This is a genomic window from Streptomyces cyslabdanicus (genome assembly GCF_052663305.1).
The window spans coordinates 66,245-80,142 of record NZ_JBQRUW010000012.1 but is presented as its reverse complement, the minus strand read 5'-3'; the positions used below and the strand labels follow the sequence as shown (position 1 = coordinate 80,142).

The 13,898-nt window shown below is 71.7% G+C and carries 13 protein-coding genes; 2 read left to right on the top strand and 11 right to left on the bottom strand.

All coding sequences use genetic code 11. The features are described from left to right. The first annotated feature begins 55 nt into the window (after nucleotides 1–55). Complete coding sequence (locus ACTYVM_RS08830) at nucleotides 56–907, top strand: 3-keto-disaccharide hydrolase (RefSeq protein WP_445525479.1); 852 nt, start codon at nucleotides 56–58, stop codon at nucleotides 905–907. A gap of 88 nt (nucleotides 908–995) precedes the next feature. Here the strand turns inward: ACTYVM_RS08830 and ACTYVM_RS08825 are convergent, their stop codons facing one another. Both ACTYVM_RS08825 and ACTYVM_RS08820 read right to left on the bottom strand, forming a co-directional pair. After that, nucleotides 996–1,334: a GNAT family N-acetyltransferase gene (locus tag ACTYVM_RS08825; protein ID WP_445525354.1), complete on the bottom strand. Its 339-nt coding sequence runs from the start codon at nucleotides 1,332–1,334 to the stop codon at nucleotides 996–998. Between the two features lie 57 nt (nucleotides 1,335–1,391). After that, a complete protein-coding gene (locus ACTYVM_RS08820; RefSeq protein ID WP_445525353.1) occupies nucleotides 1,392–2,381 on the bottom strand; it encodes a pirin family protein in 990 nt (329 codons plus the stop codon). Nucleotides 2,382–2,505: 124 nt separating this feature from the next. Between ACTYVM_RS08820 and ACTYVM_RS08815 the strand changes: the two genes are divergently transcribed. Next, nucleotides 2,506–2,985, top strand: a complete 480-nt coding sequence (locus tag ACTYVM_RS08815; protein WP_445525352.1) for a carboxymuconolactone decarboxylase family protein — start codon at nucleotides 2,506–2,508, stop codon at nucleotides 2,983–2,985. Nucleotides 2,986–3,006: 21 nt separating this feature from the next. Here the strand turns inward: ACTYVM_RS08815 and ACTYVM_RS08810 are convergent, their stop codons facing one another. The 9 genes from ACTYVM_RS08810 to ACTYVM_RS08770 all read right to left on the bottom strand — a co-directional run bounded on the left by ACTYVM_RS08810 (nucleotide 3,007) and on the right by ACTYVM_RS08770 (nucleotide 13,344). Continuing rightward, nucleotides 3,007–4,029, bottom strand: a complete 1,023-nt coding sequence (locus ACTYVM_RS08810; protein WP_445525351.1) for an acetamidase/formamidase family protein — start codon at nucleotides 4,027–4,029, stop codon at nucleotides 3,007–3,009. A gap of 52 nt (nucleotides 4,030–4,081) precedes the next feature. Further along, entirely contained in the window at nucleotides 4,082–5,503 is a 1,422-nt protein-coding gene (locus ACTYVM_RS08805; protein ID WP_445525350.1) for an APC family permease, read from the bottom strand. A 101-nt stretch (nucleotides 5,504–5,604) separates the two neighbouring features. Further along, the gene (locus ACTYVM_RS08800) at nucleotides 5,605–6,522 is read right to left on the bottom strand and encodes an alpha/beta fold hydrolase (RefSeq protein WP_445525349.1); all 918 of its coding nucleotides are present in this window, start codon (nucleotides 6,520–6,522) and stop codon (nucleotides 5,605–5,607) included. Between the two features lie 277 nt (nucleotides 6,523–6,799). Further along, nucleotides 6,800–8,275: an extracellular catalytic domain type 1 short-chain-length polyhydroxyalkanoate depolymerase gene (locus tag ACTYVM_RS08795; protein WP_445525348.1), complete on the bottom strand. Its 1,476-nt coding sequence runs from the start codon at nucleotides 8,273–8,275 to the stop codon at nucleotides 6,800–6,802. A gap of 190 nt (nucleotides 8,276–8,465) precedes the next feature. Further along, entirely contained in the window at nucleotides 8,466–9,599 is a 1,134-nt protein-coding gene (locus ACTYVM_RS08790) for a branched-chain amino acid ABC transporter permease (protein ID WP_445525347.1), read from the bottom strand. Next, nucleotides 9,596–10,483, bottom strand: coding sequence for a branched-chain amino acid ABC transporter permease (locus tag ACTYVM_RS08785; protein ID WP_400027994.1), 888 nt, complete (start codon nucleotides 10,481–10,483; stop codon nucleotides 9,596–9,598). The genes ACTYVM_RS08790 and ACTYVM_RS08785 overlap by 4 nt, the downstream gene beginning before the upstream one ends. Continuing rightward, complete coding sequence (locus ACTYVM_RS08780; RefSeq protein WP_445525478.1) at nucleotides 10,483–11,280, bottom strand: ABC transporter ATP-binding protein; 798 nt, start codon at nucleotides 11,278–11,280, stop codon at nucleotides 10,483–10,485. Before ACTYVM_RS08780 ends, ACTYVM_RS08785 begins: the two co-directional genes overlap by 1 nt. 26 nt (nucleotides 11,281–11,306) lie before the next feature. Further along, complete coding sequence (locus tag ACTYVM_RS08775) at nucleotides 11,307–12,119, bottom strand: ABC transporter ATP-binding protein (protein ID WP_445525346.1); 813 nt, start codon at nucleotides 12,117–12,119, stop codon at nucleotides 11,307–11,309. Nucleotides 12,120–12,123: 4 nt separating this feature from the next. Beyond that, nucleotides 12,124–13,344, bottom strand: a complete 1,221-nt coding sequence (locus ACTYVM_RS08770; RefSeq protein WP_445525477.1) for a substrate-binding domain-containing protein — start codon at nucleotides 13,342–13,344, stop codon at nucleotides 12,124–12,126. Nucleotides 13,345–13,898 lie beyond the last annotated feature (554 nt).

The following is a 13,898-nucleotide window of genomic DNA, read 5'->3' as shown; positions in this document are numbered from 1 at the left end:
CTGCCCCGCTCCCGACGCCCGGCCGACCGTCCATCTGCTGGACACTGACACGGGCGTGACCAACCACCGGGCCGGCGGCGGCTGCACCGTCAACGACCTGATCGACGACGAGGCCTCCTGGCCGAACCACGGGGGATTCGTCAGCCACGTCAACGCCGTGGTCAACGACCTCCGCAAGGAGGGTGTGCTCGACAACCGCGAGGCGTCGGCGATCAGCAAGGCGGCGGCGCAGAGCGAGATCGGCAAGGTCGCCGGGTACAAGTCCGTCTTCGACGGGACCGCGGCGAGTCTGGCCGACTGGCGGCAGGCGGGCGCGGGCACGTTCTCGCTCCAGCCGGACGGCACCCTGCGCAGTTCCGGCGGCATGGGCATGCTGTGGTACGCCAAGCAGGAGTGGAAGGACTTCTCGGTCAGGCTCCAGTTCCGGGACGTGGCTCCGGGTACCGCCAACGCCAACAGCGGGGTCTTCATCCGGTTCCCGGACCCGAGGACGCCGCTGGCCGACCGCCCGGACGGCAGTTGCGGCACGGTCGGCTCGGCCCGCACCGCCCCCGAGTGGGTCGCGATCTACTGCGGCCAGGAGATCCAGATCTACGACGGGGCCACGGGTGAGGTCCAGAAGACCGGTTCCGTCTACAACTTCAAGCCGGTGAACCTGGACAAGGCGGGGGTGACCCCGAAGGGCCAGTGGAACGACTACGAGGTGCGTGCGGTCGGACAGCACTACACGATCATCCGCAACGGCGTGGTGATCAACGAGTTCGACAACACGCCCGGCAAGTCGTCGTCCCGTGCGGGTGACCCGCCCACGGACCTGCGTCAGTTCCTCAGCGGGTACGTGGGGCTCCAGAACCACAGCGACACCGATCTGATCGAGTTCCGCAACATCCGGGTACGGAGTCTGTAGCCGGACAACGACGGGAGCCGGGCCCGGGGCGGACGCCCCGGGCCCGGCTTCTCGCCGCTCGGCCGGCCGGCTCGAAGAGTGCGGGCGGTCAGCCCGGTCGGGTCTCCAGCCACTGAAGGACGTCGGGGGTCACGGGGTCGGTGATGTCGGCGAACTCCTCGTGCTTCTTCAGGAACTTGGCCACGTACGGGCAGACGGGCACGATCCGCTTCCCGGACGCGCGTACGTCGGTGAGCGCCTCCTGGACCAGCCGGGCGGCCAGGCCCTGTCCGGCGAAGGCCTCGCCGACCTCGGTGTGGTAGAAGACGCGCTGTTCACCGCGGTCGCGGTAGGCGGTCAGTCCGGCGCGCTCGCCGTCGACCAGGATCTCGTAGCGGTGCTTGGCGTCCGCCCGCCGGACGGTCGCGGCGGTGGAGGACCGGCTCATCGGGTTACCTCTCGGACGGGGTCGGTGACACGTCGGACGGATCAGCGCCTCGGCGGATCAGCGGCGCGGTGGGTTCCGGCGCGGCCTGATGACGGCGTTCGGCAGCGCGGGGGCGGGAAGCCGGTCTCCCGGATACCCCTCGACGGCGCCGAAGCGGTCGGAGGAGTTCTGCCAGTCGTCCCGGGCCTTGGCGATGTCCTCGTGGCTGCGCCCGATGAAGTTCCACCACATGACGATCTCCTCCTCGAACGGGGTTCCGCCGAGCAGGACCGTCCGCGCGATGCCGTCCGACTCGTTGGTCAGCGTCAGCGCGTCGGCGCCCGGGTGGGCGTAGCCCAGTTCCGCGGGGCCCACCAGGGTGCCGGCCAGACGCACCTCTCCCTGGTCGACCAGGAGGCCGTGCTCGAAGCCGGGGTCCACGGCGAGCGTGAGGGACGCGCGCGGCTGGAGGACGATCTCGGCGCCGAGCAGCGGCGTGAAGGTCCGCACCGGGGAGGCGTGGCCCGCCAGGGAACCCAGGAAGACCCTGATCTCGGCCCCGTCGATCCGCGCGGGCTCGGGTACGTGGTGCTGGAAGTCGCGCGCGGTGTCACGGTGCTCCTCCGGCAGCGCCACCCACAGCTGGACGCCGTGCAGGACGGTGGTCCGCGGGGTGGAGACCTCGGAGTGGCAGATGCCGTACCCGCCGGTCATGAGGTTCAGTTCGCCGGGCCGTACGTAGGCGTGGCTGCCCAGGCTGTCCCGGTGCTCGATCTCCCCGCTGAACAGCCAGCTCACCGTCTGGAGCCCGGTGTGCGGATGCGGGGCGACGTCCATGCCGCCCGTCAGCGAGACGTCGTCGGGGCCGTAGTGGTCGGCGAAGCACCAGGCGCCGATCAGGGTCCGCGCGCGCTGCGGCAGGGTCCGCCGCACGGTCATCGCCCGGGGGCCGCCGAGAGGCACGTCCCGCGCGGTCAGGACGTCGACCCGGGCCGCCTCGGCCGCGGCCTCGCCGTCGGCCGGCCCTCCGCACCGCACTTCCATGGGGTTCGTCTCGGCGTTGCTCACCGTGGACCGCCTCCCTCAAGAATCGTTTTACATTCAACCATCGTGTCGCGATAATAGGTCGCCGGCACCGGCAGGTACACACGACACGGCAAGGGAGCCGGACAGGCCCCGGAGGAGTCCCAGGTTGAGCACCCACACGACGGAGTCCGCGGACCGGCGGATCTTCATCGACAAGCAGCATCCCACCGCCTATCGCTCGCTGGTGCAGACCGCGGAAGCGGTCCGTGAGGTCGCCGCCGGGGCGGGGCTCGACCGGACACTCGTGGAGCTGGTCAACCTGCGCGTGTCGCAGATCAACGGCTGCGCCTACTGCCTCAACGTACACACCAGGGCGGCCGTGCGGGCGGGCGAGACCACGCAGCGGCTCGGAGTGCTCCCGGCCTGGCGGGACACCGAGCTGTTCACCCCCGACGAGCGCGCGGCGCTCGCGCTGGCCGAGGCGACCACCGATCCCGGCGACGCGGCCCTCCAGGAGACCGCGTACGAGACCGCTCGCGACGTGCTCACCGACGACCAGATCTCCGCGGTGATCTGGGTGGCGGTCACGATCAACGCGTTCAACCGGATCTCGATCATGAGCAAGCACCCGGTGCGGCCGCAGTAGGCGGTCCCCGGCCGCGGCGGCTCAGCGCTGCCGCAGGTATTCCGCGCCCAGCGCCCGCAACCGGTCGTGGACCCCGGTGTAGGCGCGGGCGCCGCCCAGGATCCGCTTGGGCAGCTTGGCGACCATCGTGTACTGGGTGTCACAGACGTTCGCCGCCGGTGCCAGACCGGCCTGGCTGACCAGCTGGTAGGCGTCCAGCCGGTCGAGCCCCAGCAGGTCCGCCGTCCACTGCACCAGATCGTGCTGACTGATACGGAAGGCGTCCTCCAGTGGGCGCGCGTGCCCCGTGCTCAGCAGGAAGTCGTCGTTCTCCAGCCGTGGCACGGCGGGCGCACCGCCCTTGACGAGATCCACGGCCACGACCGTGTTCATGGCGGTCTCCACCGCCGTCCCGCACACCTCGCCCTCGCCCTGCCGGGCGTGGCCGTCCCCGACGGCGAGCATCGCGCCCTCGACGTTGACCCCGAAGTACACGGTGGTTCCGGCGCGCAGCTCGGGCGTGTCCATGTTGCCGCCGTGCACACCCGGCGAGATGGACATCAGCCGTTCGCCCGCGGCGGGGGCGACGCCGACCGTGCCGTGCATCGGATCCAGGGGCAGGTCCACCGCGAAGTCGCCATGGCGGGCCTCGAACCGGCAGGTGCCGGCCTTGGCGTCGATGGCGTAGAGCCAGACCCGCTCCTCCAGCGCCGGATGCAGCATGGCGGTGGTGTGCGTGGCGGTCAGCGCTCCGAAGTGCGGGAAGGTGCTGGACACGCCCCAGTCACGGGCCGGGGAGATGTCCACGAAGTGCACCGCCAGCGCGTCGCCGGGTTCGGCGCCGGCGACGGCGATGGGACCGGTGACCGGGTTCAGGTAGGGGAAGGCGCACACCTGGCTGGGCAGGTCGGCCGCCCCGCGCACCCGGCCGCCGAAGCAGTCCTCGGTGGTCAGCTCCACGATGCTGCCGGGTGGCACCGTCACGACGGGCGACCCGCCGCCGAAGGAGTAGGCGTACCGGTCCGGGTCCGCGGGGATGCTGATCACCTGGGCGAGCGAGTTCAATGCGCCTCCTTGGCTGCGAGGGAGTACGGGATGCGGCATGCGTGTGCGGTGTCTATCCGCTGCGCGGCGGGGTCGCGGCCTGCTCGTCCGCGGACTCCATGGCGGCAAGCCGCGGTCGGCGGCCGGTCAGCAGCAGCCCGGCCAGCACCACCGCGCCGATGCCCAGCCAGACGAACCCCAGTCGCTGCGCGGCGATGTCGGCGTTCACCACGACGTACGCCAGGATGGCGAAGCCGATGGCGGGTGCGATCAGATGCCGCCAGTAGTCACGGCTGCGCCGGCGGATCAGGTAGTGGACGACCACGGACACGTGCAGGACCAGGAAGGTCGTCAGCGCACCGAAGTTGATCAGCGTGCTCAGCAGAGTCACGCCGTCGTCGCGGGAGTTCATGTAGAGGCCCAGCACCACGGAGACGGCGGCCGTGAGCAGGGTCGCGTTGACCGGAACCCGGTGCCGCGGGTGAACCCTGGCCAGGAAAGAGGGCAGTTGCCGGTCCCGTGCCATCGCGTACAGCAGGCGGGAGGTGGCGGCCTGGGCCACCAGCGAGTTGGCGAAGCCCCAGGCCACGGCGGTGGCCGCGGCGGTCAGGGTGGCCAGCCACTGGCCGGAGGCCGCACGGGCCGCGTCGTAGAAGGCGGTGCCGTCGGGGTCGCCGTGGTCGATGAGCTTGTCCGGGTCGGGCACCAGCAGGGAGGCCAGCCAGGTCTGCACGATGAACAGGACGCCGGCCAGCAGCAGCGCCGCCACCATGGAGCGACCGATGGCGCGGGCGGAGTCCTTGTTCTCCTCGGCCAGCATCGAGATGCCGTCGAAGCCGAGGAAGCTCAGCACGGCGATGGAGACGGCGCCGAAGACGAGCCCCCAGGAGAAGGTCCCGCCGTTGTAGACCGCGGTGAAGTCAAAACCGCGGCCCTTGCCCTGGGCGAGCGCGATCACGCCGATCACCACGAAGACGGCCAGCACGACGAGTTCGGCCAGCAGCATCACCTTGTTGACCCGCGCGGTCATCCGGATGCCCGTGTAGTTGACCGCGGTGTTGAGCACCACGAAACCCAGCAGCCACAGCCATACCGGGACGGCCGGGACCAGCGAGTTCATGGCGATCGAGGCGATCAGGTACAGCAGTCCGGGCACCAGCACGTAGTCGAGCAGGATCATCCAGCCGGAGAGGAACCCGACGGGTGCCGCGATGCCCCGTCCGGCATAGGCGTAGACCGAGCCGGCCATGGGGAACGCCCGGGCCATCTGCGCGTACGACAGCGCCGTGAACATCATCGCCACCATGCCGATGGCGTAGGTCAGGGCGACCATGCCGCCGGAGCCCTGGAAGACGCTGCCGAAGATGCCGAAGGGCGCGATGGGCACCATGAAGACCAGGCCGTAGACCAGCAGGTCCCGGAAGGTCAGGGAGCGGTGGAGTTCTTGCCGGTAGCCGTAGTCCTGGAGCGAGTCGGGAGGCGGATGTTCGGTCATCGCGTTCTCCTCACTGCCGGGTGCCAGAACCGCGGAGGAGAGCGTAGGGCCAGTCGGTTCCCGACGGAAGCGTTCTGACCTCCTACGAATGACAGCGGCGGTCAGCGGGTTGCCGCGTGCGGCGCGGCCATGAGCTTGTCCACGGCCGCCGCGACCGCCTCGGGGTCGGAGATCATCGTCAGGTGCCGGGCGCCCGGGATGAGGGTCGGCGGTGGTGCGCCGATGCGCTGGGCGGTCTGCTGCGGCGTCTGCCGGGTGAACACGTCGTCCTGTGCACCGAAGACCACGGCCTTGGGCAGGTCCAGCCCGGCGAGCCGCGCCACCCGGTCGGCGGGCAGGCCCGGCACGCCTTCGGCGAGCATGCTCCACAGCGCGCCCTCCGCGCCGGGCACTTGGAGCGGGCGTCGCCACTGCTCCACACCGGCGGCGTCCAGGGGCGGGCAGGCAGGCCCGCACTGCGCGTCGTACAGCCTTCGGATCAAGCCGTCGTAGCCGAGTCCGATCCGCAGGAGGCTGGTGCGGTAGGGGTCGATCAGCACGTACTTGAAGGCCGACGGTGGACCGGCGCCCGTGTCGAGGGCGTCGCCGTCGAGCAGCATCACACCGCCCGTCCGGCCGGGAGCGCGCAGCGCGGCCTCCGTGACCACGGCGGCTCCGCTGGAGTGCCCCACCAGCAGCGGGCGCTCACCGGGGCCTCCGAGGTCCATGGCATCGAGGAACCCCAGCAGTTGACGGGTGAAATGGTCGACGGTGTACGGGCCGCGGTGCTCGCTGTACCCGTCGCCGGTCAGGTCGAGCGCGTACACCCGGTGGTGGCGGGCAAGCAACGGGGCCAGCCGCGACCAGGTGTCGACGGACTCGAAGGCGCCGTGCACCAGGACGACCGGCGAGCCCGTCGCACCCCAGGTCTGGTAACGCGTCCGGACGTCCCCGGCCTGGACGTACCTGAGCCCCGGCGGGGGCGCGGCGCGCCCGGCGGTGAAGCCGTTGTACGCGAACGAGGCCACGGTGGTGACCACCAAGGCGACGACGCAGCCCAGCGCGACGCGCCGCAACCACCGCCGCGGCCGTGAACGGCGCGGCCGAGCCGCGGGATCGGCGGGGGGCGTTGGCGCGGTGGACGCCGGTGGGGCATCACCGACTCCGCTGAGATCAGCTGTCACACGCCACAGGATCGCCCACGGCAGGACCGCTGTCCTCCCTCGGGGGGAGGCATGACGACTGCTCCGCCGGACGTACACATCCTCGATGACCAGCGGGGTGCGGGGCCGGCGGGAGCCGGCCCCTGCCTCGCGTTCAGCAGCCGGAGTCGGCGATGACGAAGTAGCCGGGGGAGGTCTCCTTCAGGGTGTGGGTGATGGCGACGTTGTACAGGCCCATGTTCTGGTCGGAGCCGTTGGCGTACGTGTAGCCGAGGCTCTGGTGGGCGCGACCGGCCGCGACCTGGTTGTAGTTGTTGGCGGTGTAGCACTTGGGCGCGGCGCCGGTCGTGGTCGCCGTGACCGGTGCGGAGGAGGCGCCGACGACTCCGGTGGAGTCGACCGCGGTGACGGTGTAGCGGTAGGAGGTGCCGGCGGACAGGCCGGTGTCGGTGTACGAGGTGCCCGTCGGAGAGCCGACCTTGGTGCCGTCGCGGTAGACGTGGTACGAGGCGGCACCGCTGACGGCGGTCCAGGACAGCGATGCGCCGGTGTCGGTGGTGCCGGTGACCGCCACTCCGGACGGCGCGGGCAGGGCGCCGCTGCCGGGGCCGCTGCCGTCGTCGCCACCGGACCCGTCCAGACCCCAGAACGTCGCGGTGTGGTAGCTGGAGCAGATGGCGTTGAGGTAGTAGGCCCCGGTGCTGCCGCACTGGTCGGCGCCCGAACCGGGGTTCACGGCGAGGCCGTGGCCCATGCCGGAGACCGAGAAGAGGGCGACGGCGGGCTTGCCGGCGGAGTCGTTGTAGATGCTCTCGGTGGTTCCGCCGGTCAGGTTCAGGGTGCTGGAGGCCGTCTGGCCGATGCCCCAGACGTCGGTCCACTGGTCACGCAGCTCGGTGCCGTTGACCGGGGCGACGGTGGTGTCGGAGGTTCCCTGCCAGATCGCGACCCGCGGCCACGGACCGGTGTACCCCGGGTAGGAGTTGCGCACCTTGTCGCCCCACTGCTTCGGGGTGAGGTTCTGGTTGCTGTACTGGCAGCCGGAGGCGGCGGCCTGTGTGGTGGCGCACTGTGCGGGGAGTCCGGAGTCGATGGCGCCGCCGGCGAACACGTCGGGGTAGTCGGCGAGCAGGTCGGCGGCCATGCCGCCGCCGGCGGACAGGCCGGTCACGAAGATCCGGCCGCGGTCCGAGCCGTACTGTGCCGCGGCGGTGTCGACCATCTGCGCGACCGAGGCCGCCTCGCCCTTGCCACGGGTGTCCTTGGCGGGGTCGAACCAGCTGAAGCAGGACAGGAGGTTGTTGGCCGCGCTGGTCTGCGGGTAGACCACGGCGAAGCCCCACTGGTCGGCGAACTTCTGCCAGCCGGAGTGCGCGTGGTAGTCGCTCGCCGACTGGCTGCAGCCGTGCAGAGCCACGACCAGCGGCGCGTTCGCGGGGAGGTTCACGGGCGCGTACTCGTACATCGCGAGGTTGCCGGGGTTGGAGCCGAAGCTCGCGACCTGCTGGAGGGTACCGGCAGCCGCGGCGGTCGGGGCGAGCGGAGTGACAGCGGTCAGGGCCGCGGCCAGGGCGCCGATCGTGGCGGCGAGAACGCCGCGCCTGAGAAGTCCGCGTATCGAGCAGTGCATGGAGGGCCTCCAGTCGGTGGCGGTGGGGGGAACAGGAGTGCGGACGAGACGCGGTGCCCTGCGCTCTCATGTCGCGGGTCCGTACGTGTCCGCAGAGGTCCGACCGGTACGGCCCGGGGGTGCGCCGGTCGGCCGACATGCGGGGCAGCCGTGTCCTGACGGGCCGTCGTGCGGCTGTGCCGAGTGCGGCTCACGGCTGGGAGGCCTCCTTGTGGCCGGTGGCGACGCGGGAGGCGCGCGCGGCGCGCAGCCGCGCGGGCAGCCGTACGACGCCGCCGGGCAGCAGGTAGATCACCGCGACGAACAGCGCGCCGAGCAGGAACAACGGCTGGGAGAGCGGCACCCGGACCACGGCGGGCAGACCGGCGACCGCGCCGGAGTCGGCCAGGTCGCCGAGCCGGTGGTCGGCCCAGGTGTAGAGGATGCCGCCGAGCAGAGGGCCCCAGCGGGTGCCGGAGCCGCCGAGCACCACCATCACCAGGAGGGACAGGGTGAAGTCGGAGGTGGTGGTCTGCGGGGTGGCGCCGCCGGTCAGCAGGAGGTAGACGATGCCTCCGAGCGCGGCCAGGCCGCCGGCCAGTACGAACGCGGCCAGTTTGAAGCCGTACGGCCGCAGCCCCAGCACCTCCACGCGGCGTTCGTTCTCCTTGATGCCCTCCCAGACCCGGCCGATGGGTGAACGGACCGCCCACTGGACGGCGCACACCACCACGACGAGGTAGGCGAGCGCGAGCCAGTACAGGTTGGCGGTGTGTTCGATGCCGACCAGCGAGGCGGGCAGCTGGTCGGTGGGGGCGGCCCTGCCCTCCTCGCCGCCGGTGACGCCACCCGGGTCGCGCTGCACGAGGATCGACCCGGCCTGTGCGAAGGCGAGGGTGACCATGGAGAACCCGATGCCGCTCACGCGCAGGCTGACCGCGCCCAGCAGGGCGGACAGCGCGACTCCGGAGAGCAGGCCGAGCAGCGCGGAGACGGCGAACGGCAGGCCCGCCTCCAGCATGATCGTGTTGGTGACGTACGTGCCCGCGGCGAAGTAGAGCGCGTGGCCGAAGGACAGCAGGCCGGTGCGGCCGAGCAGCAGGTCGTATCCGGTGGCCAGGGCCCCGAAGAGCAGGCACAGGGCGAGCAGTTGGAGGTTGCCTGGGCTGCCGATCGGGCCGTCGAGCAGGCCCGGCAGGGGCAGCGCGCTGTAGGGGACGGTGAAGAGCACCACCAGCAGCGGGGCCGGCCACCAGCGGGCGGCGCGGCGCAGCTGCCCGGCGCGGGCCGCGCGGGGGTGGTCCGCCGTGCGGGCCTGGCCGCGCGGCTGGGTGGCGGTGGTCATGCGAGCCTCCCGGTGAGCCCACGCGGCCGGACCAGCAGCAGGGCGGCGAGCAGGACGACGACGGCGAGGTCGCCGAGCCCGGCGGTGGTGTAGTAGTTGGCGAACTGCTGGACGAGGCCCACCGCGACCGAGGCCAGCGCCGCGCCGGTGAGCGAGCCCATGCCGCCCATCACGACGACCACGAAGGCGAAGATGAGCAGCGAGGTGCCCTGGGCCGGGTCGACCGAGCCGAAGTAGAGGCCGCCGAGCGCACCGCCCAGGGCCGCTGCCGCCCCGCCGATGGCGAAGACCAGGGTGAAGGCCTTGCGCACGTCGATGCCGAGCGCGGTGACCATGGCCCGGTCCTCGACGCCCGCGCGGACGACCAGACCGTGCCGGGTGCGGCCCAGGAACAGGTGGAGTGCGGCCAGCACCGCCACGGCGGCGGCGATCAGCACCAGGCGGTTGAGCGGCACCTCGGCGCCCAGCAGCCCGAAGGTGCCGGACAGCGCCTCGGGTCCGGGAAAGGGCCGGGCGTCGGCTCCCCAGATCGCGGACAGCAGCGCCGGTACGGCCAGGCCCACACCGACGGTGGCGAGGATCTGCTCTCGGGGGCGGGTGTAGAGCGGGCGGATGACGGCGAGTTCGAGCAGCACCGCGGCGGCGGTGCCCACCGCCGTGCCGAAGACGACCGCGAGGGCGAAGCCGGCGCCCCCTGATCCGGCGCCGGGCAGGTGACCGGAGGCGGCCCACCAGGTGGCGTACGCGCCGATGGACATCAGGGCGCCGTGCGCGAAGTTGAGCACGTCCATCAGCCCGAAGATCAGCGAGAGACCGGAGGCGACCAGGAAGTACAGCGCGCCCAGGCCGAGTCCGGTGAGGGTGAGCAGAACGACGGTGGACATCAGGCGTCTGCCTCCGCGGTCGGGGCGGCGGGGTGGGCCGCGGTGCGGGCGGGTGTGCCGGGGGACGCACCGTCGGGTGTGCCGGCGGACGGGGTGCCGGTGCCCCCGTGACGCGCCCGCCCGACGCCGAGCAGCCGGCGGGCCGCGTCGGCGTCGGCGAGCAGTTCGGCTGCGGGGCCCTGGTGCGCGGTGCGGCCGTCGGCGAGTACGGCGCAGTGCCGGGCGAGGCGGCGCACCACGGCGAGGTTCTGCTCCACCAGCAGGACGGGCACCGCCTCGGCGGCGCGCTCCAGCACCCTGGCGACCTCGGTGACGACCTTGGGTGCCAGGCCCTTGGTCGACTCGTCGGCGATGATCAGCCGGTTGCCGTTGAGCAGGGTGCGGGCGATGGCGACCATCTGCTGCTGGCCGCCGGACAGGGTGCCGGCGGCCTGCCGGGCGCGCTGCCTGAGCTCCGGGAAGAGTTCGTACACCAGGTCGTACGCCGGTTCGCCGGCGCCGGGACGCTCGGCCAGCCGGAGGTTCTCGGCCACGGTGAGGGCGGCGAAGACACCCCGGTCCTCGGGGGCGTAGCCGACGCCGCGGCGGACCAGGGCGTGGGTGGCCAGGCGTACCGTCTCCTCGCCGCCCAGCAGCACGCTGCCGGTGCGGGGGACGAGGCCGAGGATGCCGCGCACGGTGGTGGTCTTCCCGGCGCCGTTGCGGCCCAGCAGGGCGGTGGTGCCGGAGGCGGCGACCTCGAGGTCGACGCCGTGCAGGATGTGCCGGCCGCCGATGACGACCTTCAGGTCACGCACCGTCAGCAGGGGATCGGGCAGGGTGCTCACAGCTCCTCCCCCAGGTAGGCCTGCTGAACAGTGGCGTCGGCCATGACGGCCCCCGGGGTGTCCAGGGCCAGCAGCGTGCCGTGGTGCATCACGGCGAGCCGGTCGGCCAGGCCCAGGAGCACGTCCATGTGGTGCTCGACCATGAGCACGGTGCGGCCCTCTTCGCGGTGCAGCGAGCGGATGAGCTCGGTCAGTGCGGGCACCTCCTCGGCGCTCACCCCCGCCATCGGTTCGTCCAGCAGCATCAGCCGGGGATCGCCGACGAGCAGAACGGCGAGTTCGAGCTTGCGCTTCTCTCCGTGCGAGAGGGAGTCGGCGCAGGTGTCGGCGCGGTGTGCGAGCTCGGTGCGCTCCAGTACCCGGGCGACCTGCTCCGGGTAGCTGTCGGCGCGACGCCAGACCCGGTAGGAGCCGCCGCCGGCGGCCTGGGCCGCCAGCCGTACATGGTCGGCGACCGTCATGCCCGGCCACAGACTGGAGGTCTGGAAGGTGCGCCCGAGTCCGCGCCGGGCCCGTGCGTGGGCGGCCTCGGCGGTGACGTCGGCACCGTCGAGCCCGATCGTGCCCCGGGAGGCCCGGGTGATCCCGCTGACCAGGTTGAACAGGGATGTCTTGCCCGCGCCGTTGGGGCCGATGAAGGCCAGGAACTCGCCTTCGTGGACGTCGAAGGAGACGGAGTCGACGATGGTCGCGCCGCCGACCGTCCAGCCGATGTCACGCAGCCGGAGGACCGGGGTCGGGGAGGTTCTGGGCCCCCCGACCCCTGGACCCCGCACGGCGCTCGGTCGCGTCGTGTCCGAGGAGGTCATGTCGTCAGCCCGCCGCGTTCACCGGGGGCGCGACCGCCGCCATCGGGATGCTGTCGATCAGCTCGGGCCGGGCGGCGCTGCCGGTCCCCTTCAGCCTGGCCGTGAACATCGGCTGCAGCAGGGCGTGGTCCTCGGCGCGGATCTGCTCCTTGCCCTTGGGCCCGTCGAAGCTCCAGCCCTCCAGCGCCTTGACCATGGCGTCGGTGTCGGTGGCGCTGCCGGATTCGATCGCGTGCACGATCATCTGTGCGGCGGTGAAGCCGTCGGGGCTGAACAGGTCGGGGGTGCCGCCGTCCTTGTTGATGCCGTCGAGCATCGCCTTCTCCACCGGGTTGTCGCCGCCGGCGCCCGGGAAGTAGTGCGCGAGGAAGGAGACCTTGGAGCCCGCCTTGCCGAAGATCGGGTACGAGGCGGTCCCGGCCAGTCCGGTGACGACCTTGCCGGCGTCCAGTACACCCTGCTGGTCCAGGGCGGTCCACAGGGCGGGGGCGGTGGCGCCGGCCCACGCGACGAACACCAGGTCCGGCTTGGCGGCCCTGGTCTGGCGGGCGAAGGGGGTGAGGTCGGTGGCGCTCGGCGGGGCCAGCACGGAGTCGACCTTCGCGCCCTTCCCGCCCAGGACGGCCTTCACCGCGGCCACATTGGCCTGCCCGAACGCGGAGTTCTGGGCGAGCACGGTGACCTTCTTGCCCTTGGCGTCGCCGAGGAGCGTGCCGGCGGCGAGGATGTCCTGGTAGGACTGCCGTCCGGAGCGGAAGGTGTAGCCGTTGACGCCGGTGACCGCGTCGGTGGCGGCGGGGCCGGCGACGTACAGCACCTTGTTCTGCGCGGCCAGCGGTGCCATCTGCAGGGCCACACCGGAGTCCGTGGTGCCGGTAATGATCTTGTAACCCTTGCCGACGAGGGTCTTGGTGGCGGCGACGGCCTTCGCCGGGTCGCCCGCGTCGTCCTGCTCGGTGACCTCGATCGGGTGGCCGCCTGCCTTGTTGGTCCCGTGCGTGGCGTAGGCCAGGCCCGCCTTGAAGCCCTCCTCGTACTGTTTGCCGTAGGCGGCGAGCAGTCCGCTGCGGGAGTAGACGAGGCCCACCTTCACGGGAGCGGAGTCCTTGCTGCCGGAGCTGGAGGACGCGGTGCCGGCGGTGCCCGCCGCGGAGCAGCCCGTGACCAGGGCCCCGATGGCGATCAGGGTGAGTGCGCGGACGGTTCTGCTTCTGACGGTGTCCATGACGCTGGGACGCATGATGACCGGCTCCTGACGGTGTGTCGCCCGCCCGCCATCGCCGGGCGCCGTCTTCTGCTGAGAACGGCGCTCGTAGGCGCGGTGGCGGAATCGCGGTGATGAGTTGCCGGAACGATAGGAGCGCCACGGCCCGTATGACATGTGGTCAACCACCGCTCCTGGGCGGCCAGGCATGTCCTCGGCGCACATGGTCGAAGCGCCGCGGGCGCCCGCCCACGATCCGCTCCCTCCGCGCACTGATCCTGTGCCCGGACCCACGAGAGCCCCCCAGTCGAGCGCTCCCGTTCATCGCACGTCCGCCGCGATGTTGAAAACTGTCGCGAAAAAGGGTGATATGCGGCTTCGGCTTAATCGGATCGCGACCTGACCAGCCTTGACGTGCCACACGGGCAGTTGAAATCGTCAGCAGCGGCGCTGCTGGATCATGCGGCTGCCTTGAACTGGCTTACTCCCACACGAGGTTGTCGCTTCATGTCCGGCGCTCTGCTCACTCCTGCTTCACCCACTCGTGCCGCTTGGTCAGCACACCCCAGGCTCGT

Coding starts and splice junctions, on each gene's coding strand:
- ACTYVM_RS08825 (WP_445525354.1), bottom strand. CDS start 1,334: ATGAGCCGGTCCTCCACCGCCGCGACCGTCCGGCGGGCGGACGCCAAG.
- ACTYVM_RS08805 (WP_445525350.1), bottom strand. CDS start 5,503: ATGACCGAACATCCGCCTCCCGACTCGCTCCAGGACTACGGCTACCGG.
- ACTYVM_RS08795 (WP_445525348.1), bottom strand. CDS start 8,275: ATGCACTGCTCGATACGCGGACTTCTCAGGCGCGGCGTTCTCGCCGCC.
- ACTYVM_RS08790 (WP_445525347.1), bottom strand. CDS start 9,599: ATGACCACCGCCACCCAGCCGCGCGGCCAGGCCCGCACGGCGGACCAC.
- ACTYVM_RS08785 (WP_400027994.1), bottom strand. CDS start 10,483: ATGTCCACCGTCGTTCTGCTCACCCTCACCGGACTCGGCCTGGGCGCG.
- ACTYVM_RS08775 (WP_445525346.1), bottom strand. CDS start 12,119: ATGACCTCCTCGGACACGACGCGACCGAGCGCCGTGCGGGGTCCAGGG.
- ACTYVM_RS08770 (WP_445525477.1), bottom strand. CDS start 13,344: ATGGACACCGTCAGAAGCAGAACCGTCCGCGCACTCACCCTGATCGCC.